At 63.1% G+C, this 23,474-nt stretch carries 17 protein-coding genes and 1 pseudogene; 9 read left to right on the top strand and 9 right to left on the bottom strand.

What is annotated here, in order from left to right:
- Positions 1-16: 16 nt before the first annotated feature.
- The 6 genes from RZV17_RS19660 to RZV17_RS19635 form a co-directional block, all read right to left on the bottom strand.
- A complete protein-coding gene (locus RZV17_RS19660; protein ID WP_355609530.1) occupies positions 17-550 on the bottom strand; it encodes a lipocalin family protein in 534 nt (177 codons plus the stop codon).
- Between the two features lie 399 nt (positions 551-949).
- A complete protein-coding gene (locus RZV17_RS19655; RefSeq protein WP_355605919.1) occupies positions 950-1,417 on the bottom strand; it encodes a HEPN domain-containing protein in 468 nt (155 codons plus the stop codon).
- A gap of 2 nt (positions 1,418-1,419) precedes the next feature.
- Complete coding sequence (locus RZV17_RS19650) at positions 1,420-2,511, bottom strand: DUF262 domain-containing protein (protein ID WP_355605916.1); 1,092 nt, start codon at positions 2,509-2,511, stop codon at positions 1,420-1,422.
- 708 nt (positions 2,512-3,219) lie between these two features.
- Positions 3,220-4,254 (bottom strand): glycoside hydrolase family 43 protein, encoded by a 1,035-nt coding sequence (locus RZV17_RS19645; protein ID WP_355605913.1) that lies wholly within the window; start codon positions 4,252-4,254, stop codon positions 3,220-3,222.
- A gap of 33 nt (positions 4,255-4,287) precedes the next feature.
- On the bottom strand, positions 4,288-5,775 hold the full coding sequence (locus tag RZV17_RS19640; protein ID WP_355605910.1) for an MFS transporter: 1,488 nt from the start codon (positions 5,773-5,775) through the stop codon (positions 4,288-4,290).
- 241 nt (positions 5,776-6,016) lie between these two features.
- Complete coding sequence (locus tag RZV17_RS19635; protein ID WP_355605908.1) at positions 6,017-8,947, bottom strand: TonB-dependent receptor; 2,931 nt, start codon at positions 8,945-8,947, stop codon at positions 6,017-6,019.
- 462 nt (positions 8,948-9,409) lie between these two features.
- On the opposite strand from RZV17_RS19635, the gene RZV17_RS19630 reads away from it, so the two are divergent.
- The 6 genes and pseudogenes from RZV17_RS19630 (at position 9,410) to RZV17_RS19605 (ending at position 18,437) form a co-directional block, all read left to right on the top strand.
- Complete coding sequence (locus tag RZV17_RS19630; RefSeq protein ID WP_355605905.1) at positions 9,410-10,726, top strand: MFS transporter; 1,317 nt, start codon at positions 9,410-9,412, stop codon at positions 10,724-10,726.
- A gap of 9 nt (positions 10,727-10,735) precedes the next feature.
- Positions 10,736-11,727 (top strand): annotated as a pseudogene (locus RZV17_RS19625) (endo-1,4-beta-xylanase).
- A 53-nt stretch (positions 11,728-11,780) separates the two neighbouring features.
- Complete coding sequence (gene uxaC / locus RZV17_RS19620; protein ID WP_355605902.1) at positions 11,781-13,202, top strand: glucuronate isomerase; 1,422 nt, start codon at positions 11,781-11,783, stop codon at positions 13,200-13,202.
- A 163-nt stretch (positions 13,203-13,365) separates the two neighbouring features.
- Positions 13,366-16,077 (top strand): beta-galactosidase GalB, encoded by a 2,712-nt coding sequence (gene galB / locus RZV17_RS19615; RefSeq protein ID WP_355605899.1) that lies wholly within the window; start codon positions 13,366-13,368, stop codon positions 16,075-16,077.
- A 74-nt stretch (positions 16,078-16,151) separates the two neighbouring features.
- Positions 16,152-17,321 (top strand): endo-1,4-beta-xylanase, encoded by a 1,170-nt coding sequence (locus RZV17_RS19610; protein WP_355605896.1) that lies wholly within the window; start codon positions 16,152-16,154, stop codon positions 17,319-17,321.
- A 78-nt stretch (positions 17,322-17,399) separates the two neighbouring features.
- A complete protein-coding gene (locus RZV17_RS19605; protein WP_047694008.1) occupies positions 17,400-18,437 on the top strand; it encodes an SMP-30/gluconolactonase/LRE family protein in 1,038 nt (345 codons plus the stop codon).
- Between the two features lie 237 nt (positions 18,438-18,674).
- Here the strand turns inward: RZV17_RS19605 and RZV17_RS19600 are convergent, their stop codons facing one another.
- Both RZV17_RS19600 and RZV17_RS19595 read right to left on the bottom strand, forming a co-directional pair.
- On the bottom strand, positions 18,675-19,532 hold the full coding sequence (locus RZV17_RS19600) for a DUF3800 domain-containing protein (RefSeq protein ID WP_355605893.1): 858 nt from the start codon (positions 19,530-19,532) through the stop codon (positions 18,675-18,677).
- 115 nt (positions 19,533-19,647) lie between these two features.
- Entirely contained in the window at positions 19,648-20,682 is a 1,035-nt protein-coding gene (locus tag RZV17_RS19595) for a kelch repeat-containing protein (RefSeq protein ID WP_355605890.1), read from the bottom strand.
- A 328-nt stretch (positions 20,683-21,010) separates the two neighbouring features.
- On the opposite strand from RZV17_RS19595, the gene RZV17_RS19590 reads away from it, so the two are divergent.
- Positions 21,011-21,895, top strand: a complete 885-nt coding sequence (locus RZV17_RS19590; protein ID WP_355605886.1) for a DNA-binding protein — start codon at positions 21,011-21,013, stop codon at positions 21,893-21,895.
- Positions 21,896-22,112: 217 nt separating this feature from the next.
- On the opposite strand, the gene RZV17_RS19585 is transcribed toward RZV17_RS19590, so the two are convergent.
- Positions 22,113-22,271 (bottom strand): DUF2256 domain-containing protein, encoded by a 159-nt coding sequence (locus RZV17_RS19585; RefSeq protein ID WP_081422362.1) that lies wholly within the window; start codon positions 22,269-22,271, stop codon positions 22,113-22,115.
- Positions 22,272-22,499: 228 nt separating this feature from the next.
- On the opposite strand from RZV17_RS19585, the gene RZV17_RS19580 reads away from it, so the two are divergent.
- Positions 22,500-22,922, top strand: coding sequence for a hypothetical protein (locus RZV17_RS19580; RefSeq protein WP_355605883.1), 423 nt, complete (start codon positions 22,500-22,502; stop codon positions 22,920-22,922).
- 120 nt (positions 22,923-23,042) lie between these two features.
- The gene (locus RZV17_RS19575; RefSeq protein WP_166752898.1) at positions 23,043-23,432 is read left to right on the top strand and encodes a VOC family protein; all 390 of its coding nucleotides are present in this window, start codon (positions 23,043-23,045) and stop codon (positions 23,430-23,432) included.
- Positions 23,433-23,474 lie beyond the last annotated feature (42 nt).

Raw genomic sequence — 23,474 nt, 5'->3', positions numbered from 1 at the left:
GGAAAACGCTTCCGCATCAGCGTGCTGACTGCGGCACACGTCGCAGCTGCGAGACGTCGTAACCCATTGCGGCAATACGTTGAACGGCCTGTTGATAGTCGGCCTCTGAAACCTGCGGGGTGCGCGCCATGTACCAGACGTAATCACGCTTGCTGCGTGCCACGATGGTCTGCGCATAATCTGCATCGCGCCAGGCGATTACATACTCGGCCTTGAACGGCCAGAGGAACTGCATGCTCCACAGTGCGCCATTGCCCTCCTTTGCTACCTGGCCGACCGGATGCATGGACTTGAGCGGCGCCTGAAAGCTGCCCTTGCGAAATATGAAGGTGGTCTGGATGCGGCCGTCCGGCCGCAGCGCATAGCTCTCCACCGCGTCATAGGCCTTGCGCTCCGGCCGGGTCGGAATATGCGCGATCACATACCAATCGCCCATGAAGCGCGGCACGTCCACGTAGTCTGCGCGGGGCAGCGCAGGACGCGGCTCGTTCGCGCTTGCGCTCCCGTAAACGGCGAGCGTCAATAAGAGCAACATCGAACCTTTCCGCATGGCAACCTCGATAAGCGAACAGTTCCATAAACCTACGTAGCAACCGTGTGCCTGGATGCACATCCCGTGAAGCATGGCACCGACGTAAGGATCACCTTAAAACCACTGACCGAGCACTACCGTTTTAATGACTTCATGGCCGCGTGCAACCGTACGCTTATTTGTGCATAAAGCGGGCTTCTTGAGCCTTAGCACGCTGCGCAGTCGATAGAAGACCGACCGCAACGACGGCAGTCAGGAGAGACGCATATGCCAAGAATCGAGCTCTTCGCTTACGCTTTCTGCAGTTGAGTCAATGCTTGTTTCCAACACTTAACTAAACAGCCTTGCCCGTCCAGTATTCTAACGTGTTGTTGTTTGTCAAATTTGAGGGGATAACGGCAACTAACCTACGTATGCTCAAGTCTCTTTGCGCATTAGATCCCGTATGCCGTCAATCACTTTGATTATTTCTTTATAGTAGTTTGCAACTCGCGCGAGAGTCACGTCTCCCGGCTTACCATGCGCAATTCCATGGCGAAGCGTGACCAAGCTATCAATCGCGTCTTTTCGCTCTTCCGCGACTAAGATATCTAATGCTGATTTCCAGCTTTCGTCGATAGAGCACAGATGATTTACTAACTTAGACGATTTGAGATTAGTTAAGTTTGTTATGCTCTGGTTGACGTAGCGGGCCACTGTAGGCGAGGCTCGTTTTTCGACATACTCAGTAGTAAATCGCTTTATCGACTGATCTAGAAATCCCGAGACTAGAACGCATAGGTGGCGAGCAAAATCCGCTCTTAGCTCAAGCTCAGATGGATCTATCCTATTCGCTCGCTCAAAAGTCGCATCTAATGAATCCTTATCAGACGTCTGACGTTTCATCTTTAGATATCCCTAAACGCAGCTTCGGCTAATTTAACTCTCGCTTCTACTTGGTCCTCGCGCGCTGTCGCTTTGCTAACTGCGTTTACATAATCTTTATCTTTGATTAAGGTTTCATAGGAAGATTTTAATTTTTGTGGGTCTCCTGGTGTTCCGTCTGCAAGTCTTTTCGCTATTCCAACCATTACGGAATCAAAGACTGCTGCATTCAAGGCGGTTGTCAAGCGGAACGGTTTTGGTCCTACAGCTTTAACGATTATGTCTATAGCGCTTTCAAACGCGGAGCTTATTTCTGCTGCCGAGTTATTCGTTAAGTCCTGATTGTATATCGCGTAGTTTGTAAGAAAATCTTTCATGGGGCTTTGGTAAGCATTAGGCGAAAAATAAAGTGCAATGAACCTTAAAATTAATTCATGATCTTTAAGATTCTTGGATGGTTTTCCAAATGCGCCGCGCCATGAGCCATTTTCATTGAGGCTTCTTACAAGCTGCATTAATTTCCCAGGAGCTAGGGCTACCCGGATTTCGTGAGGAGATAGCCGCGTTCCACCAGAATTCAATCTCTCAAAAAGAGAGTATATGCTTGAAAGATCTTGTGACTCCTGTGTTTTTTTTATAACTGTAGCGTGTATAATCGCATCGTCCAGGGTTCGCCGCTGATCATCATTAAGCGTCTTGTAAGTTTTTCCCCTAAATTGATCCTGTGTGACATCAAGGGAAAATTCTTTTTTATTAATAGTCCCCTCATAAAAAGCAAGTAGCGTGAGTAGCCGCTGCTGGCCATCGAGAACAAGGAGCCTCTTATCTGATTGCTGAACTAAAAAAATTCCAGGAACTGGAAGTCCTAAAAGTAATGATTCGACGAACCGATCGCATTGCAGCTTAGTCCATACAAACTTACGCTGAAATGCCTCCACGTCAAATGCCATATTATTGGCTGGATCAAATGAAGGGACGACAACATCGTTCTTTTTAAGGCGGCTTACTAATCCGTCCACCGGGTAATCTGCCCCGTAGAACGTTAAATCGAACTTGTATTCGACCGAATCTTCTTTTTCTTCAACATCTTCAATGTTTTCGAGCAACTCATCCACGGCGATAGTTCTCCATAGCGATATTTTGCAATCGGACGGCGAAATTTAATTTTTAAGATCTAAAAAACATGATACACAAAGTCACCAGTGATCAGGTTGTTGAGTCCGCTTCAATATTTCGTCAAGCTGCTCCGATAGGAGTTGGAAGTAAAATGACAATGCGTCCAGTGAAACTGGCACCTCATCAGCATCTAGAGAAGTCTTATGCCGTGGGCGCGTAAGCGCTACCAACAATTTCAAGTGATCACGCATCTGTAGTAGCCGAAGCTGCGCGTCTTCCGGCAGCAGGTAGTACCCGAATAGAGACTGGTGCATGCTCGACTCTCCGGACAGGCTCCCGCCGCACGACGCGGCGGGATGCCGGGAGGTTAGCAACCGCAGATAGCCGGCGGGCTTATTCCCCTTGCGGGTGTTGTATTCGCCGCCCTCCCGGCGTGGAGATGCCGAGCATGTGCTCCGAACGTCAGGCACAAAAAACCACCGTTTTGCGGGGGTGGGCACCGCTACCTGTGGAGTTGCTACGCTCCGTCGCCGAGTGTGCTGCGCGGGCACAGCGGAGTCAAGGCGAAAGCAATTGGCGCCTTAGCGCTTGCGCAGTAGGTGCCGTATTCCGTGCTTCGACGCCAAGTAATGTTCGTCGAAGGCAAAACACTTATCGAATGCAGATGCTTTTGTTGCGCTGTACGCGTATTTCGGAACTGTACTTCATCACCAAGGCGACGCCGCCGCCTCCCCGTACGGATAAATTGTCGCGATCTTGCCATCGGCGTCGTGCTGCAGCGGGGTCATCTTGATGCTGCGCAGATGCGTCTGGCCTTGCGACAGGCTGGCGTCGTGATAGAACAGATACCACTGGTCGTCAAAGGCGCAAATGGAGTGATGCGTGGTCCAGCCGACCACCGGTGCGAGTAGCACGCCTTGGTAGACGAATGGGCCATAGGGTGAATCGCTGGTGGCGTAGCAGATCCGGTGGGTGTCGCCGGTGGAATACGACAGGTAATACCGGCCGGCGTGACGATGGACCCAGGGGCCTTCGAAGAAGCGGCGGGCGTGGTCGTCGGCGCGGAGTGGGGCGCCGTGTTCGTCGAGGATGACGATCTCGCGGGTGGGCTCGGCCAGTTCGGTCATGCTGTCGTGTAGGCGCGCCACGCGGGGGCCGAGTGCGGGCGCGTCGCCTACCGGCTCCTGATGCGTATCCGCATAGGCGTTGTTGCGGTAGTGCTGCAGTTGGCCGCCCCAGATGCCGCCGAAATACAGGTAATGCGTGCCATCGTCGTCGGCGAAGACGGCCGGGTCGATCGAGTAGGTGCCGGCGATGGGCTCGGGTTCGGCGACGAACGGGCCTTGCGGTTGGTCGCCTACCGCAACGCCGATCTGGAAGATGCCGTCGGCGCGCTTGGCCGGGAAATACAGGTAGGTCTTGCCGTTGCGTTGCGCCGCATCCGGTGCCCACATCTGGCGCTGTGCCCAGGGCACGTCGCGCACATGCAGCACTTGGCCCAGGTCCTCGACCGCTGCATCGGGATGCGCCATGCGGAACACGTGGTAGTCGGCCATGTCGAAATGCGAGCCGTCGTCGCTGAAGGCCACGCCGGAATCGATGTCGTGCGAGGGATAGATATACAACGCGCCGTCGAACACATGCGCAGACGGGTCGGCGGTGTAGAGGTGGGTGACCAGCGGTGCGGAAATGGCGGTGCGCGTCAGCGCCTGCAGTGCAGCGGCTTCCAGTTCATCGGACATGCGCGTACCTGTGCATGAGGTGGGAGAGAGAGATCATGGCGAAACGGATGGGGCGGCCTGGCGGCGCACGCCCAGCTCGTGTTCGATGCGGGTTTCCAGCGGTTTGTCGATTTCGTATAGCGCCAGCAGCGCGGTGCCGAGCAGGAACGGGAGGGAGGCATACACGCTGATGGCCAGACGGATGCCGTCGGTGACCGCCGCGCTTTGCTGGGGCAGTGCTGCGTCATAGCCGTAAAACGCCAGGATGCCGGCGACCAGCGCGCCGCCCACGCTCAGGCCGATCTTCAGGCCGCACAACATCGCCGAAAAGATGATCGCGGTGGCGCGGCGGTGGTTCTTCCACTCCGAGTAGTCGGCCACGTCGGCGATCATCGCCCACAGCAGCGGGATGGTGATGCCGTAGAAAAATCCGTGCAGCACGTAGGAGGCGAATACCCAGCCAATCGCATCCGGCGGATACACGTAGAACGCCAGCAAAAACAGCGTGGAAATCAGTAGCGCGCCGCCGAAGACGTTGCGCTTGCCGTAGCGATCCGCCAGGCGCTTGGAAAAGCCGATGCCCACGATCATCGCCAGGATGCCGCCGGCACTGAACACGCTGAAGGCCGAGGTCGGTGCGTCCTGCGGCCATTGCAAGGCGCTCATGCCGGCGCCGGTCAGCACGCTGTTGATGGCAGCGATGAAGCGGTTGAAGCCGGTGGCGTCGAGAAAGTGGGTCAGCGCACCGGCGTCGAGGTAGTACTTGAAGTAGTAGATGTACATCCCGCCCTTCATGGCGAGATTGATGAACACCAGGATGGTGAGTGCCAGCATCACCAGCCAGGGTTTGTTGCGCACCAGGTCGGTCAGGTCCTGGCGCACGCTGCTGCGGTGTTCGGTGATTGGCAGCACGCGCTCGCGCGTGGTGAAGAAGGTGATCAGAAAGCACAGCGTGCCGACCGCGGCGAACAGCGCCATGGTGTTGCGAAAGCCTTGCGCCTTGTCGCCATTGCCCAGGATCAGCACCAGCGGCAGCAGCAACACCTGGATGATGAACTGCGCAAAGGTCACCGCCAGAAAACGATAAGCAGACAGGCTGTTGCGCTGCTCCATGCTGCCGGTGAGCACGCCGCTCAATGCCGAATAGGGCAGGTTGTTGGCCACGTAGACCAGCATCAGCAAGGTGTAGGTGGCGAACGCGTAGGTGATCTTGCCGTGCTCGCCGAGATCGGGCGTGTTGAATGCCGCCAGCGACAATGCGCCGAAGGGCAGCGCGGTCCACAGGATCCACGGACGGAACTTGCCCCAGCGGGTACGGGTGCGATCGGCCAAGATGCCGATGATGGGCGTGAACACGAACGCGCCGAGCAGGCCGACTACGAAGATCAACGCGGCCGCCGCGCTCGCCGGGATGCGGAACACATCGGTGTAGAAGAACGCCAGGAAGGTGACCAGCGTCTGGAAGATCAGATTGGCCGCCAGGTCGCCCAGGCTGTAGCCGATCTTTTCGCGCACGGAGAGCTGCTGTGACCGATCGTTCATGAGGTGAGGCGGGCTCGAAGAGTGCTGCGGAAAACGCCGCGGCGCGCGCCATACCGCCGGCCGCAATCCAGCCGGATCGCGGCAGCAGGCATGGCGGCTGAAGTGTCCAGCAAAACCGTGCGCGCCGTCGCCAGGGAGGGGGCGATGGCGCGCACTGCGCGGAGCCTGCGGCAAGGCCACGCGCGTGCGGTGGAGCGGCCGCACCGGCCCGGCACCTGCGTCGTCATGGCGATGCGCATGCTCAGAACGTACCGCGGATGCCGAGCATCACCGTGCGCCCGGGCTCGTACAGATCGTAGGTGGCGTTGGGCCAGGCGTAGGTGGTGCGCAGCGGCTCGTCGGTGATGTTGGTGACGTTGAGGGTGATCTGCGGCTTGGATGGCAGCCAGTCCAGCGCATAGCTGGCCGACAGATCCAGCTGGCCGCGTGCATCGGCGTTGAGGCGTGCATACGGAATGCCGTTCTGGTTGGCGCCGGAAATCACCATGTCGTCGTTCCAGGTGTAGGACAGGCGCACCGAGGCCGCGTTCTTTTCCCAGTAGACGGTGCCGTTCCACAGGTTCGGCGCCACGCCGACGGCAACGGCCGGGATGCCTTCGCCTTCGGAGGATTGGGTGACATGCGTGTAGTTGACGCTGAAGCCCATGCCGTCGACCAGCTTGTCCAGCGGCTGCACCCAGATCGCCTCGGTGCCGCGGATATTGAGCACGCCCTCGGCATTGACCTGGGTCTGCACGTCCACCGTGGCGGCGTTCGGGCCACCGCGCTGGTCCAGGCCGGCCTGCTGGATCGGCAGCAGGCTCTCGTACGGCACGCCCAGGTCGTTGAACGGAATGCGCCGCACGCCATTGACGGTGAAGCCGCTGATGCGCTTGTTGAACAGCGTCAGGCCCACATAGCCCTCGCCGCCGGTGTACCACTCGCCGCCGAAATCCACATTGGTGGACAGGTACGGCGCCAGGTTTGGATTGCCCTGCGTTGCGGTCTGCGCGGAGGGGTCGCTGAAGTTGGTGTTGGGCAACATCGCGCTCGGGTCCGGGCGGGTGAGCGTGCGCGAGCTGGACAGGCGCAGCACCACGTTATCGGCCACATCCCAGGCCGCGTTGAACGAGGGCAGGGTTTCCTTGTAATCCGAGTCCAGCACCTGGATGCGGCGAATGCCGTTGATGGTGACCGGGCCGGTGATGGTCTGGTCGGTGGTGACGTAACGCACGCCGGCGTTGATGCGCAGGGTGCGGTTCCACACTTCGGTCTCGGCGTTGGTCTCGATGTAGAACCCCAGGTTCTTCTCGCGGATGCCGCCGGCCGAGGCGCCGGTGTTGGCGGAGTTGGTTTCCGGTGCGGAATCGCGCAGCGGGTAGTAGTTGGTGTCGCGCAGGAAACGGTCGAAGTCGGCGGTGATGAAACCGTCCGGGCCGGGCGTCAGATACGTGGCCAGCACCGAACTCGGCACCGCCGAGCCAGGCCCGCCATTGCAGACATTGCCGCCACCGCCGCGGCACACCACCTGTTCCCAGGCCACGCTGTTGTCGAAGCCGCGAATGGTGCGCTCGGCCTGGTCGTAGGCGGCGCCGATCTTGATGTTGCGCTTGTCTTCGCCGAACTGCAGGTCGGCGCGTGCGCCACGCGTTTCGGTCACGCGTTTTTCGTTCTGGATATTGACCCGGCCACCGCTCCAGCCCCAGCCCAGGTTGGGGTCATTGAGATCCAGCGGGCTGCTGATCGAGGGGCGGTCGCCGCCCTGGTTGCGATAGTCCACGGTGGTGAACGGCGAGGTGGCCAGGATGCTGGGCGATTCGCGGTCAAGCCAGCTGCGCGTGGCGTTGGCCTGCACGTTGAGCTTGATGTCCTGCTCGGCACCGAACAGCAGCTCTGCGCCGGGATTGACGCTCCAGAACTTGACGTTCTCGCGATACGGGCGCGCTTCCAGAAAGTACTGCGCATTGGCAAAGGTGGCGCTGGTGACCACGTTGTTCTGGTCCAGCTGCATGCCCAGCGGAATCATGTTGCCGTTGCGGCCGATCAGATTCATGCTGATCCGCTCGGTGGTGCGCTTGGCTTCGGAATACAGCGTGTCCAGGTAGAAATGCATGCTGTCGGAAGGGCGCCATTCCAGCGACATCACCGAGGCATCGCGGTCGCGATCGCCATCCATGTAGACCTGGCGGCCCAACCGCGGAATCAAGGCATCGCTGATCTGGTCGATGCTCAGGCCCGGGTTGCGTGCCAGCAGCCACGCGGCATCGATGGTTTCGCCGGTGGTGAGGCCGTTGCCGGCGGTGGCCGGCACGCGGTCGGGAATGCGCCAGTTGCCGCCGCCGTTGACGTTGCAGGCGGCCGGTTGATTGGTGGCCGGCGTGCCCGCCGGCGGGGTGAGGCCGCACTGGGTGTAGGTCAGGCCGGGGTTGGTCCAGCCCACGCTCTCGAAGCCGCGCACGCCGAGCTTGCTGCGCACCGAGGCCACCCCGAACAACGCGCCGAGCGTGCCTGCCTCGTTGGTCCAGCTGCCCATGAAGGCGCCACGCGGGGTGGTCTTCTCGCTGGTGCTGTTCCAGTCCGCCTGCGCCTGGTAGGTGAAGTGCACACCGGGGCGATCGAACGGGCGCGCGCTGCGCATGTCCACCACACCGGAGACGCCGCCTTCGAGCATGCTCGCGGTGGGCGTCTTGCTCACGGTGAGCTGGGTGAAGAATTCGGTGGGGAACAGGTTCAGATCGACTTCGCGATTTTGGTTCTGCGCGTTCAGGCCGATCGAGGCGGTGGCGATGCTGGAGCCGTTGAGCGTGGTCTTGGTGAAGCTGGTGCCCAGGCCGCGGATGGCGATGTTGAGGCCTTCGCCGTTGACGTCGCGCGCCAGCTGCACACCGGGAATACGGTTGAGCGACTCGGCGATGTTCATGTCCGGAAATTTGCCGATGTCTTCGGCAAACACGGTATCGGCAAAGCCGACCGAATCGCGCTTGGCGTCGGTGGAAAACTGGATGCTGCGTCGGTAGCCGGAGACGGTGACGGTGTCGAGCTGGGTCACCGCGTCGTTGCTGCCTGCCGGGTCCGGCGGCGGTGGCGCGGCGGTGGCATCGGTGGATTGTGCCCAGGCGGCAGCGCTGGTCATGCCCAGCAGGATGGACCCCAACGCGCAGGACAACGCGGTATGTGCGTAGCTGTTCTTCACCGTAATCCCTTCCCTAACAGGTGAGCAGATGTCCCACGCATCGCCCCGGCGCAGGGAGTGCCGCTGCCTGGAATCGGCGCGGCGATGGTGCGGTGGGGAGACGGGCGATCAGTGGCGCTGGATGTTAGCGCTACCAAATTCAGAACATCACGCTGCAGGGCAGCATAGTTGTGGGGGCATGGCCGCAAGCAGCCCGCGCGAGCAACAAAGCCAGCGCCCAGACGCATGCATACGGTGGCGCAGTGCTGCACTGCGCGATGGATTTATCGCAATGCCGTGGTAATGGTAGCGCTATCACCGGTGGCGCAAGGCCACCTTCGTGCAGGTGCAGTGGCCGATGAATCGAACCGAAAAACGCGGCAGCGATACGCCCGGCTGGCAGCTGGCTGGCTTACGCATGCACAACGCCCTGCACCCTGTGCAGGCCTCAGGCGGTCCGCTGCGGTGGTGCAGGCCACACGCATGAGCGAGCTGCCCACCGTTGCGCCTGTCACTGCGCCGGCACGGCTGGGCCGGGTGCGCTGGCGCGTGTGCGCCTTGCTGCTGGCGGCCACCACCATCAACTATGTGGATCGCCAGGTGCTGGGCGTGCTGGCGCCATTCTTGCAGACCCAGATCGGCTGGAACGAGATCCAGTACGGCTACATCGTCACCGCGTTCCAGGCTGCCTATGCGTTGGGGCTGTTGTGCAGCGGCGCGGTGATCGACCGTTTCGGCACGCGGCTCGGGTATGCGTTGGCGATCGGGGTGTGGAGCCTGGCGGCAATGGGCCATGCATTGGCGACCAGCGTGGTGGGCTTTGCGATTGCGCGGTTTTTCCTGGGGTTGGGGGAGTCGGGCAATTTTCCTGCTGCGCTCAAGACGGTGGCCGAATGGTTCCCCCGGCGCGAACGCGCGCTGGCCACCGGCATCTTCAATTCCGGCTCCAACATCGGTGCTATCGTTGCGCCATTGCTGGTGCCGGTGATCGCCACCGCGTGGGGCTGGCAGGCAGCGTTCCTGTTCACCGGCGTGTTGAGTGCCACCTGGCTGGTGGTGTGGTGGCTCACCTATCACCCGCCCGAACAGCAGCCCGGCCTGTCGCCAGCGGAACTGGCGCATATCCGCAGCGATGTCCACGAGCCGGTGCAGGCACGGCTGTCGTGGTTGCAGGTGCTGCGGCATCGGCGGGCCTGGGCGTTCGTGCTGGGCAAGTTCATCACCGACCCGATCTGGTGGTTCTTCCTGTTCTGGCTGCCCAAGTTCCTGCATGCCGAATATGGTTTGAGCCTGCTGCAACTGGGCGCGCCATTGATCGTGATCTTCGTGCTGGCCGATATCGGCAGCATCGCCGGCGGCTGGGTGGCCGGGCGCTTCATCGCGCGCGGCTGGAGCGTCAATCGCGCGCGCAAGACCGCCATGCTGATCTGCGCGGTGTCAGTGGTGCCGATCGTGTTTGCCGCACGTGCCGACAACCTGTGGCTGGCGGTAGCGTTGATCGGCCTGGCAACCGCTGCGCACCAGGGCTGGTCGGCCAATCTGTTCACGCTGCCCTCGGACATGTTTCCGCGGCATGCGGTGGCCACCGTGGTGGGCATCGGCGGATTTGCCGGTGCGGTGGGCGGCATGCTCATTGCCACCTTCATCGGCTTTTTGCTACAGGCGACCGGAAGTTATGTGCCGGTGTTCCTGATGGCAGGGTCGGCCTATCTGCTGGCGCTGGCAGTGGTGCACTCTCTGGTGCCGCGACTGGACCCGGCGCAGCTGCCGGCGACCACTGCCACGCCTTCTTCGTCCTGAGGAATCATCATGCATCTGCGCCCGTTCACCCTGGCCCTGTTGTTGGCGGCAAGCCTCGCACCGACCGCGCAGGCCGCGCCATTGGCGGCCGGTGCATCCAAGTTTCTGGCAGTGCCTATGGCCCGCAACAGGCTGCGGGGTTTGCACAGTACTGGAACAAGCTCACTCCGGAGAACGGCGGTAAATGGGGCACGGTGGAAGCGGTGCGCGACCAGATGGACTGGAGTGCGCTGGACACCGCGTACCGGTTCGCAAAGGCCAACGGCCTGCCATTCCAGATGCATGTGATGGTGTGGGGCAACCAGCAGCCGGAATGGATCAAGACCCTGCGCCCGGCCGAACAGCGGCGCGAGATCGAGCAGTGGTTTGCCGCCGTGGCGCAGCGCTACCCGGAGATCGATCTGCTGGAAGTGATCAATGAGCCGCTCAACGACCCGCCAAGCAAGGCCGATACCGGCGGCGGCAACTACCTGCAGGCACTGGGCGGCACTGGCGACAGCGGCTGGGAATGGGTGCTGCAGTCGTTCCGGCTTGCGCGCCAGCACTTTCCGCAGACCAGGCTGATGATCAACGACTACAGCATCACCAACAGCGTGCAGGCCACGCAGAAGTACCTGCACATCGTGCAGCTGCTGCAGCGCGAGCGCCTGGTGGATGCCATCGGCATCCAGGAGCACGCCTTCGAGACCACGCCGAACGTGGCGATGTCGGTGCACCGCGCCAATCTCGATGCGCTGGCCGCCACCGGCCTGCCGATCTATATCACCGAGTTCGATCTGGATGGACCCACCGATGCGCAGCAGCTGGCCGATTACCAGCGCGTGTTTCCGACGTTTTGGGAGCACCCGGCGGTGCGCGGCATCACGCTGTGGGGATTTCGCCCCGGGCTGTGGCGCGACAAGGAGGCCGCGTATCTGGTGCGCGGCGACGGCAGTGAGCGGCCGGCCATGACCTGGCTACGTGACTACGTGGCCGCCCATCCCGGCACGCCGGCGCCATGATGCGCTGCGCCGGTTGCCTTGCATGTTTTCCATTCTGCCTGGTGTCCTGATCCATGCCTGCTTCCTTGCCCCTCGCATTGCATGACGACCGCCTATTGCCTGCCGACCCCGGCACGCGGGCGATCGCGCGCAGGCTGTACGCGCAGATCGCCAACCTGCCGATCATCAGTCCGCATGGCCACACCGACCCGGCGTGGTTCGCCGGCAATGCGCCGTTCGCCAACGCCACCGAGTTGCTGTTGGTGCCGGACCACTACGTGTTCCGCATGCTGTACAGCCAGGGCATCCGCCTGGATACGCTGGGCATTCCGCGTGCCGACGGCACGCGCGCGCCGGTGGATCCGCGCGCGGCGTGGCGCGTGTTTGCCGAGCACTACACGCTGCTGCGCGGCACCCCGTCGGCGCTATGGCTCAATCATGTGTTCCATGAGGTCTTCGATCTGCGCATCCGGCTGGATGCCGGCACCGCCGATCATTACTACGACCACATCACTGCTGCGCTGCAGACGCCGGGCTTTCTTCCCCGCGCGCTGTTTACGCGCTTCAACATCGAGGTGATCGCCACCACCGAATCGCCGCTGGATTCGCTGCAGCACCATGCGGACATTGCCGCCAGCGGCTGGCAGGGACGGGTGGTGACTGCGTATCGCCCCGACCCGGTGGTGGACCCGGAACACGAACAATTTGCCGGTGCATTGCAGCAGTTCGGCGCGCTCACCGGCGAGGACGTGCTGAGCTGGCCCGGCTATCTGCGTGCGCACCGGCAACGGCGTGCGTTCTTCGCCGCACACGGTGCCACCTCGACCGACCACGGGCACCCCAGCGCCGCCACCGCAGATCTGTCGCCTGCCGAGGCGCAGCGGCTGTTCGACACGGTGGTGCGCGGTGCGGCCACGCCGGCGGAGGCCGAGTTGTTCCGCGCACAGGTGCTGACCGAAATGGCGGCGATGAGCCTGGACGATGGCTTGGTGATGCAGCTGCATCCGGGCTGTTTTCGCAATCACAACCGGCAGTTGTTCGACACTTACGGGCGCGACAAGGGCGCCGACATCCCGATGCGCACCGACTACGTGCATGCGCTCAAGCCGCTGCTGGATCGCTACGGCAACGATCCGCGTCTGCGCCTGATCGTGTTCACGCTAGACGAAACCAGCTACAGCCGTGAGCTGGCGCCGCTGGCCGGCCATTACCCATCGCTGCTGCTCGGCCCGGCATGGTGGTTCCATGACGCGACGGAAGGCATGTGGCGCTTTCGCGAGCAGACCCTGGCCAGCGCCGGGTTCTACAACACCGTGGGCTTCAACGACGACACCCGCGCCTTTTTGTCGATACCCGCGCGCCACGATGTGGCACGGCGCGTGGACAGTGCGTTCCTGGCCAAGCTGGTGGCCGAACATCGGCTGGAGGAAGACGAGGCGATGGAGGTGGCGATGGATCTTGCGTATCGGCTGCCCAAGCAGGCGTACAAGCTGTGAGGCAGCCGCTGCGTAGCCGGTGCGCGTGCGGCTGCGCGCGCATTGCAGCGGCACCGACGCGCGCTGCGGCACGCAGTGGCGCGCAACGGCAGCCGCCGGCGTCATGACAGTGGCACACCCTGCACCTGCAGTAGCGCGGCGCATCGCGGCCAGGTGGGCGTGCATGACAGGACGCGTGCTCGCCTGTGTCTGCCTGGCACTGCCCGCGCTCGGCGCACTCGCGCAGACCGGCGCCCCGCGCGAGCGGGTGTCGCTCAATGCGCAATGGCGCTTTCAGCGTGGCGACCCGCCAGGCAACCCGGTGGTGCTCGATTATGCGGCCCGCCCTCAGGTCACCGGCAGCGACGACGGCAAGGTGGCCGATGCGCGCCCGGATCAGGCGCAGCCGCTGCAATCCACCGCCAAGGATGTGCTCAGGCCATGGATCCTGCCGACCGCCAATGCGCTCATCGCCGACCCGGCACAACGCCACCAACGCCCGCCCGGCCATCCGGGCAGCAACGTGGCCTATGTGCAAGCGCAGTTCGACGACAGTGCATGGCAGCTGGTGGACCTGCCGCACGATTGGGCGATTGCGGGGCCGTTTCTGGTCGATGGTCCGTACGGCGGCATGGGGCGGTTGCCGAGCTGGGGCATCGGCTGGTACCGCAAAACGCTGGATATTCCGGCCAGCGACCGCGGCCGCTCGCTGTTTCTCGACCTCGATGGCGCGATGGCGTACGCCACGGTCTGGTGCAATGGCCAGCTGGTGGGCGGCTGGCCGTATGGCTACAGCTCGTGGCGGGTGGATCTGACGTCTTGCCTGGTCGCTGGCGGCGTCAACCAGCTGGCGATCCGGCTGGACAACCCGCCCGAATCGGCGCGCTGGTATCCCGGTGGCGGGCTGTATCGCAATGTGTGGTTGACCAAGACCGCGCCGCTGCATATCGCGCACTGGGGCACGCAGCTGACCACGCCGCAGGTGTCGGCCGCTGCAGCACAGGTGCAGCTGGCGGTGACGCTGGACAACGCCGCACCCGCCACCGCGCAGGCGCAGGTCAGCACCGCGATCTACGTGCTCGACGCAGCCAGCGGCACACGCACCGGCGAGGCGGTGGCGCACATCGCCGCGCTGCCGGTGGAGGTGCCTGCCGGCGGTCACGCGCGTGTGCAGGGCACCGCGCACATCGATGCGCCACGGCTATGGGGCCCACCGCCCACCCAGCAGCCGCATCGCTATGTGGCAGTGACCGAGGTGCGCCAGAACGGGCAGCTGGTGGATCGCTACGAGACACCTTTCGGCATCCGCGCCATCGTCTTCGATGCCGACAAGGGACTGCTGGTCAACGGCGAACAGGTGCCGATCCGCGGCGTGAACAATCACCATGATCTCGGCGCACTCGGTGCGGCATTCAACGTGCGCGCCGCCGAGCGCCAACTGCAGTTGCTGCAGCGGATGGGCGCCAATGCCATCCGCATGAGCCACAACCCGCCCGCGCCGGAGCTGCTGGAGCTCACCGACCGCATGGGCCTGCTGGTGGTGGATGAAGTGTTCGACAGCTGGGAAATGAAGAAGACCCCGCTCGATTTCCATCTGGTCTTTCCGCAATGGCACGAGCCGGATCTGCGCGCGATGCTGCGGCGCGACCGCAATCATCCGTCGGTGATGCTGTGGAGTGTGGGCAACGAGGTCGGCGAGCAATACACCGGCGAACAGGGCGCAGCGATTGCGCGCATGCTGCACGCCATCGTGCATGAGGAAGACCCCACGCGCCCGGCCACGGTGGCGATGAACTACGCCTCGCCCGAGATGCCGCTACCGGCTGCGCTGGATGTCATCAGCCTCAATTACCAGGGCGAAGGCATTCGTGATGCGCCCGAGTTCGAAGGCACCGAGCGCATTCGCAAGCCGCCGCAGTACCCGGCGTTTCATGCGCGGTTTCCGCACAAGGCCATCCTCAGCAGCGAGACCGCCTCGGCGCTGAGCAGCCGCGGCGTGTACCTGTTCCCGGTCACCCCGGACACTAGCGCACCGGTGCGCGATGGGCGCGGTGGCGATTCGGCCGTGCATCAGGTCAGCGCGTACGAGCTGCATGCGGTGGACTTCGGTTCCAGCGCCGACAAGGTGTTTGCCGCGTTGGACACGCACCCTTATGTCGCCGGCGAATTCGTCTGGACCGGCTTCGATTACCTGGGCGAGCCCACGCCGTACTACAGTTCGCGCAGCGCGTACTCCGGCACTTTCGATCTGGCCGGTTTTCCCAAGGACCGCTACTGGCTATACCAGGCGCGCTGGCGCCCGGAGCTGCCGATGGCGCACCTGCTGCCGCACTGGACCTGGCCCGGGCGCGAAGGCCAGGTCACACCGGTGCATGTGTTCACCTCCGGCGACGAGGCCGAGCTGTTCGTCAACGGCATCTCGCAGGGGCGCAAGCGCAAGGGCGCACTGCAGTACCGGTTGCGTTGGGATGCGGTGGTGTACCAGCCCGGCGAATTGCGCGTGCAGGCCTACAAGCACGGCAAGCCCTGGGCCGACGATCGCGTGCTCACGGCCGGGCCGGCGGCGCGCATGCAGGTGAGCCCGGACCGCAGCCGCATCGACGGCGATGGCCGTGACCTGAGCTTTGTCACCGTGCGCTTGCTGGACCGCGACGGGCGGCCGGCGCCCACCGCCGGCGACCGCCTGCGGTTTCGCATCGAGGGCCCGGGCGAACTGGTGGCCACCGACAATGGCGATGCAACCAATCTGGAGTCGTTTGCCTCAGCGCAACGCAACGCCTTCAACGGGCTATGCCTGGCGATCGTGCGCGCCACGCCGGGCGGGCGCGGCACGATCACGCTGCATGTGGAATCGGAGCACCTGGATGCCGCGCAAGCCCAGATCGTCGTGCAGTGAGGCTGAGCCTGTGAGGCACCCGCTGCAGCACCTCAATGCAACCCCTCAATGCAACCCCAACCAGGCACAACGCCATGCCGTACCTGATCAACCTGTTGCGTTGCGCACTCGCCACCGCTGCCATTCTCGTTGCCGCTCCGGCATGGGCGCGCTGCGACACGCCTGGCACCTCGCTCAAGCTGGTGTACGCCGACGGCTTTCTGCTTGGCACTGCCGTCAATGCCGACATCGTGTCCGGCAAGGACGCCGCCTCCGCGGCGCTGGTGGCATGCCACTTCAACGCGGTGACGCCGGAAAACGTGATGAAGGCCGAGGTCGTTGCGCCGCGTCGCGGCGAACTCGACTTCACCGCCGCCGATGCGTTTGTGGACTATGCGCAACGCAACGGGTTGTTCGTGGTCGGCCACACGCTGGTCTGGCACAACCAGACCCCGGCCTGGTTTTTTGTGGGGACGCGCGGCGCGGCAAACACCCCGGCCGCACAGATCGAGCGCATGCGCGCACATATCGAGCAGGTGGCAGGCCGTTATGTCGGCAAGGTGCAGGCCTGGGATGTGGTCAACGAAATCATCGACGAAGACGGCAGCTACCGTTCGACCAACTGGGTGCAGCGCGTTGGCGACGGCGACACGGTGGTGCGCAATGCCTTCGCCTTCGCGCAGCGTTACGCACCGGATGCGGAGCTCTACTACAACGACTTCAATGCCTGGCGGCCGGCCAAGCGCGAGGGCATCGTGCGCATGGTCAAGATGCTGCAGCAGGCCGGCATCCGTATCGATGGCGTCGGCATGCAGGGGCACTGGGGGCTCAATTACCCCAGCCTGCGCGATATCGAGGACGCCATCGACGCCTACGCCGCGCTCGGCATCAAGGTCATGATCACCGAGCTCGACGTGGACGTGCTGCCGCTTACCCGCGAAGGCCAGGTCATCGGCACCGGGCTTGCGCACGCGCAGTTCCAGTTGCCGGAGTTCAAGCGCTTCCTCGACCCCTACCGCGATGGCCTGCCGCCGCAGGTGCAGGCACAGTTGCGCGATCGTTACGCCGAGCTGTTCGCGCTGTTCTGGCGCAAGCGCGACAAGCTCGCCCGCGTCAGCGTCTGGGGCGTGAGCGACGGCATGTCGTGGAAGAACGATTACCCCGTGCCTGGCCGCACCAATTACCCATTGCTGTTCGACCGCAACCACCAGCCCAAACCGGCACTGGAGGCGGTGCTGGCAGTGCCGGTCTCGGCCGCTCCCTAGTCGCGTCTGCCAGCGTGCGCAGGGACCTTGCACGCGCTTGATGGCATGATGGACCCACCTGATTGTCCGGACCCTCCGATGCGCTTGCCGCCCTATCTGTTGTTGGCTGTTCCGTTGTTGGCGATCGTGGCCGCCTGCGCCAGGAAGGATCCGCCGCCGCCGCGCTTCCCGGCCATCGGGCATGTGGACACCTTCGACCGCAGCTTCGCCGATGTGGTTGCCAGCGATGCGCGTATCGAAAAGCTCACCGAGGGGTTCACCTGGTCCGAAGGCCCGGCATGGGTGCGCGACGGAGGCTACCTGCTGTTTACCGACGTGCCGGAAAACAAGCTGTATCGCTGGTCCGAACAGGCCGGCCTGTCGGTGTTGCTGTCGCCGTCCGGCTATACCGGCCCGGAGCAGGCCACGCTGCGCGAGGCCGGTGCCAACGGGCTCTACGCCGAGCCGAGCGGCACCGTGCTGCTGGCCGATTCCGGCACCCGCATCGTGGCCCGGCTCGACCCGGTCACGCGCAAGAAGACCCCGCTGGCCACCCGCTTCGAGGGCAAGCGCTTCAACAGTCCCAACGATGTGGTGCGTCGCAGCGACGGCGTGGTGTTCTTCACCGATCCGCCGTATGGCCTGAAGGATCTGAACAACTCGCCGGTCAAGCAGCTGCGCTTCAACGGCGTCTACCGGCTGGACACCGACGGCAGCGTGCATCTGCTCGACGACAGCCTGAGCTTTCCCAACGGCATCGCGCTTTCGCCCGATGAGCGCACCTTGTACGTGTCCAACTCCGACCCGGAGCGACCGATCTGGATGGCGTATGCGCTCGACACCCAGGGCGCCGTCACCGGCAAGCGCGTGTTCGCCGATGCCTCGGACCTGGTGGCCAAGGACGCGCCCGGCCTGCCCGACGGCATGGCGGTCTCTGCCGACGGCCACCTGTTCGCCACCGGCCCGGGCGGGGTCATCGTATTCAATCCGGCCGGCCAGCGCCTGGGGCGCATCGAGACCGGCGAAGCCGTCTCCAACTGCGCCTTCGGCAACGACGGCCACACGCTCTACATGACCTCGCACGCGATGCTGGCGCGCGTGCGCGTCAAGGCGTTGGGGCTGCAGTTCGCCAAGTAGCTCGCCAGAGTCAGGCAACCTGTCGTGAGATCGCCAGATGGGCACAGAAGCGCTGGCGATCCACGCAGCACGTGGTCCGACTGCGATGCCGCATGACTGCGTTGAGTTTTCGCGCGTCCTTGAATTTACTGGCCCAGGAATCTAGACTCGCGTCCAAGTGGACTGGGGGTTCCTGGTCGGCGTCATAGCCTCGGTGAGATCACCGGGGCTTTTCGCTTTCCGGCGGTGGGAAAACCTTCAGGCCCCAGCCCGCGTAGTCGATTCCCAGCCTGCGCCGTCCTTCTTTGCAGAAAATTTTTGCTGCAACACCTCGAACGCTCGATTGGGGTGACCCGGCCGGAGTACCGACAGGCCAATGGGACGCGCCACCAAGTCTGCCAACTGCAAGCCGGACGAGTTGGCCTTCTTGTCCGCAAACACGATGTTGAAGGGCAACTGCAGGCCCCAGCGGTTCGCATCGTCGCAAATGCGCCTGAATTCAAGCTCCAGGTCACGGTCTTCTTTCTTGCCACGGCACTCGACCACCACATGAGTCGGAACCTTGTCTTGATGTTTTTCCTGCATCAGTTCGAACAGTGTCTCCAGACAGAACGCGAGCGCCAGATGATAGGGATTGTTGCCCATCTGCGATTTCTCCTTCAGCCGCGTCTTGTCGATGACGCAGCTGATCAGGATGAAATTGTGTGACTCGATGATCGTGGTGAGTTCTTCGAGAAATGCCTGCTTTTCCACACGATCCGTGAATCGGAAATGTCCCTTTTCCTTGCGGATATCGTGCTCGTGGAGAATGACCACATCATGCCCGAAGTGCCGGAACTTGAAGGATTCGACCGCCGGTACCACGCGCTGTGCATAGTGTCTTTTGTGAAAAACACAAAACGCCAGCACAAACACCGGGTAATTGGGATCAATCGACTCCAGCCCGTGATCGCCACTCTCATCGACGTAGACGATGTAGTTGCTGTAGTTTTCGTTGGGCGTGGCCAGCAGTGGCGGCGCCTCTGGCTTGCCTTCCATATGGACAAGCGGCAGTGAAAACTGGCCTGCCATCCCGGGCGTTGCCAGTGGTGGTCGGTCTGATCTGCGCTTGGCCATTGCCGCTCCTGCACGCCGCCTCGGAAAGACATGTCGGCGGATTGGCTACACGCCTGTCACCGCACGATGCTCATGCCTGAAGTTTCGCACGGCGGCGGGTCCGCGCGGACCTGCGCTATGGCGTCTGGCCGTCGTTCAGTACAAGCAGATCCTCCAGCTCCGGGCCACCGCCGCGGTTGGCGCTGCCGGCAGCCAGATACAGGCTGCCATCGACGGCTGCGGCCTGCGTGCCATGGCGCCCCTGCGGTAGCGCTGGCAGCGTTGTCCAGGCGGCGCGCTGCGGGTCGTAGGCTTCCACCTCGTCATGCGCCGTGACCTGCCGCAGGCTCTCGCCGCCGATGATCAGCAGCTTGCCGTTGCGTGCAATGGCACTGGTGCCGGCCCGCTGCGTCGGCAACGCGGCCGGCGCAACGGACCAGGTGCCGCGTTGAACGTCGTAGATATCCACTTCCGCAATCGTCTGCGCCAGGGTGTTGCCACTTTCGTGGGCCGACCTGCGTCCACCGGCGGCATACAGCTTTCCGTCGATCACGGCCGCATGGAAATGGTCGCGCGCGTGCGGCGCGTCCGCCAGCTGTGTCCACTGCTGGGTCCTGGTATCGAAGGCATCCAGCCACGGCACGTACCCGCTCATGTGCCCGCGCGTGTTGCCGCCGACCAGGTACAGCACGCCGGCATGCTCGACCGCGCCTGCGGCGCCGCGACGCCGATGCTGCGGGATTTCCGCGCCCGTCTGCCACGTGTCCGTTTGCGGATCGTAGATCAGCAGGTGGGTCAGCGATGCTTCTTCCGGGTAGTCGCCGGTGAAGCCGCCGACGAAATACAGCTTGCCTGCAGACACCACTGCCTGCGCGTGACTGACCATCAGCGGCGGTGCGCTGCCTTGCGACCAGCGACCTGTGCGGGTATCGAAGATCTCCAGCGGGCGCTGGTCGCGTCCACCGATCAGATACAGCCGCTCACCAATGGCAACCAGACTGTTCTCGTGGCGCGCATGCGGTTTGCCATGTGTGGCAACCGAGTGCCACTGCGGCGATGGCGCGGCGGTCTTGGCAGACGTAGCGTGTTCGGCCGCGATGCCGAGCACAGGCACGCAGCCAATGGTCGCGGCGAGCAGCCCCGCGCGGAGCGTGATGTTCAACAGTCGCATGAAGCGCTCTGCCAGTGGCCATGGCAGACCAGTGTAGCGACAGCGGCCGCACGATCCAGCTGCACAAGCAGCCTGATCCGGTAGCAGTGTGCGCGTGGCGAGTTGTACGCATCGCGGCAGATGCGCCCAGCCTCCACGATGCCGGAGCCCAGCTGTTCCACCTCGTCCCGCAACATGGCCTGGTCCAGAGTTCCACCTGGAAGGGCGGCGATGAGCTGCGCCGCAAACCGTTCGCCCGCATGCCGCATGCGGACCGGTGCCTGCGAGCTCTTCACGTGCAGCAGAACCGCGCTTGCGAACACTACGGTAAATCGACCCGGAGATGCGTGTGGCCATCACTCAAGCAAAGCAGGTTCTGCAAACCGCTCCACCCAAGGCGGTGGCTGCTGCCGCTGCGCGCGGCCTGCGCCTGCGCGAGCAGCATGGGCGCGGCGGCACCGCAATTGGCGTGGCGCGTGCACGCGATCTCTCCGCGCAGAAGTCGCTGTCTGCACAGACCATTCGCCGCATGCATTCCTACTTCGCCAGACACAGCGTCGACAAGAACGGCAAAGGCTGGGCAGATGCCAAGGTACCCTCGGCCGGCTATATCGCCTGGCTGCTGTGGGGCGGCGATGCAGGCCAGCGCTGGGCTGCACGTCTGCTCCAGCGTCTGGACGCAGGGGCGAGCAAGAAGGCCGGCGCCTCCACAAGTGCAGGTGGCGCCTCGAAAACGGCTGCCAAGAAGACGTCGAAGACACGTGGCGCAACGTCGTCGGTGACGAAAAAGACGCCAGCGCGCAAAGCTGCCACAAAGAAAGCAGCAACGAAGAAGGCAGCAACCAAGAAGTCAGCAACGAAGAAGTCAGCAACGAAGAAGGCGGCAACGAAGAAGGCGGCAACGAACAAGCCGGCCAGGAAGACGTCAGCCGGAACACACGCGGCCAAGAAGGCGTCGGCGCAACGCGGCACTGCCAGCAAGAGCGCTACGTCCGCGAAGGCCGTAAAAAAAGCCACCGCCAGGAAGTCTGCACCCTGGAAAACGCCCAACCCCAAGAGCGCATCGCGGTCCACATCGCTGTCTCCCGCACAGAAGTCCCAGGCCAGGAAGCGTGCCAAGGCGGCGGGCCGGCCCTATCCCAACCTGGTGGACAACATGGCGGTTGCCAGCAAGCGAACCACCAAGCGTGTGGGCACATCGGGCGCCGCGAAGAAGGCGGCGATGAAGAAATAACCTCAGGCGGCACTCTTCGCCATCGGGTCATGCTGCGTCGGCGCTGGGAGTGCTGACGCGGCGTACCTGCATCGTGCACGGCGAAAGCATTTTGCAGACGGAGCAAGTCTTGGTCCAGCATGCGGCGAGGGCTTCGGCGCAGTGCTGCAGGGCTGTGGTGCACGCCATCGCTGCGTCGACCGTCCCGTGCAGGCCAGCACGCATGCCGGCACGCGTGCTAAGGCGACGTGCGTTGCCGCTTGCGATCGCCGCGGCATCGATCCGAACAATATTTCACATCGTCCCAGACCTTCTCCCACTTCTTGCGCCAACAGAACGGCCGTCCGCATTGCACGCAGACCTTTTCCGGCAGGTTCTGCTTCTTGGGAGTTGCCATGTCGAGGTCGGATTCCGGGTGCTGGATGGTTGGGGTTCAAGCATGTCATGGCGACGCGCCCGGTCGAAGCCCCTGCCATCCCATCTGCCGCTGATGCCGTCGGGAGCAGCGGCGCACCGCGCAAAAGTCTGCAGCGAGTGTCTATAGTGGACATCGGTGGCCGTGCGGACGCCGTCTGAAGTGACAGACGCGCAAACGTACACAGACCAGACTCAAACAAGGATGCTTGTGAAGCGTTTTCTGCTCGTGTTGTCGGCCCTGCTATACGTTGTTGCGCTCTGCCTTCCTGCATTGCATGGCGGCGATGAACACCTGGGGGGCTTTGCCATTCTGCTGCTCGGCTGGATGCAGGTGGTCGACGGCCAGTGCATCGCCTGGATGAGTAACCCGCTGTATTGGCTGGCGTGGCTCTGCTATGGCCTCAAGGTAGACAAGATGGCGGCGGCGCTGCTGGTGGCGGCCTGTCTGATCGGACTGGATACCTTTCGCGCAACCCGGTTCGACAAGAACGAGGCGGGCCATCAGGTGATGATCGACCACGTGGGCGCCGCGTTCTATGTCTGGGCGTTGAGCTTTGTGCTCCTGCTCGTCGTGGTGTTGATCCGTCTGTTCAACATGCCCGCCGCGCTGCATGGCGGCCGCGCAGCGTGATCGGGCGCAAGCCGTTGCCCGGGCTGCTGACGTCTGCGATGCGCGCGGATCCAAGCGGCCCGTGTGTCCAAGGAGTACCGTAGCGGCGTGTGCCCCGATCCCGCTGCCGACGAGTCGATGATGAACGCCCACGCCAACGCCGCCGACCAGACCATTCCGATCCTGCCCAGCCGCGCGATTGCGCAGACCCTGGCGTTCTATCGCCGACTGGGCTTTGAAGGCGATGCGCATCCGCATGATGCGGGCTATGCAATCTTGCGACGTGGCGCGGTAGAGCTGCATTTCTTTGCGCATCCGGATCTCGACCCGGCCGCGTGCTATGCGGGCTGTTACCTGCGGGTGGGCAACGTGGATGACGTCTACGCCGCACTGCAGGCGGCAGGGCTCCCGGCGCAAGGCATCCCGCGCATCGACCCGCTTGCCGACAAGCCCTGGGGCATGCGCGAATTTGCGATCGTGGACGAGAGCGGCAACCTGCTGCGGATCGGGCAGGTCATTGCCGGTCGCTGACACGCGCCGTAATCGTCGGGCTGTGTGAGCCAGGTCTGCGGC

The organism is Xanthomonas cannabis (assembly GCF_040616535.1).
Classification (GTDB): Bacteria; Pseudomonadota; Gammaproteobacteria; order Xanthomonadales; family Xanthomonadaceae; genus Xanthomonas; species Xanthomonas cannabis.
The sequence above is the reverse complement of the archived record's forward strand: the minus strand, read 5'-3'. Positions and strand labels throughout refer to the sequence as shown.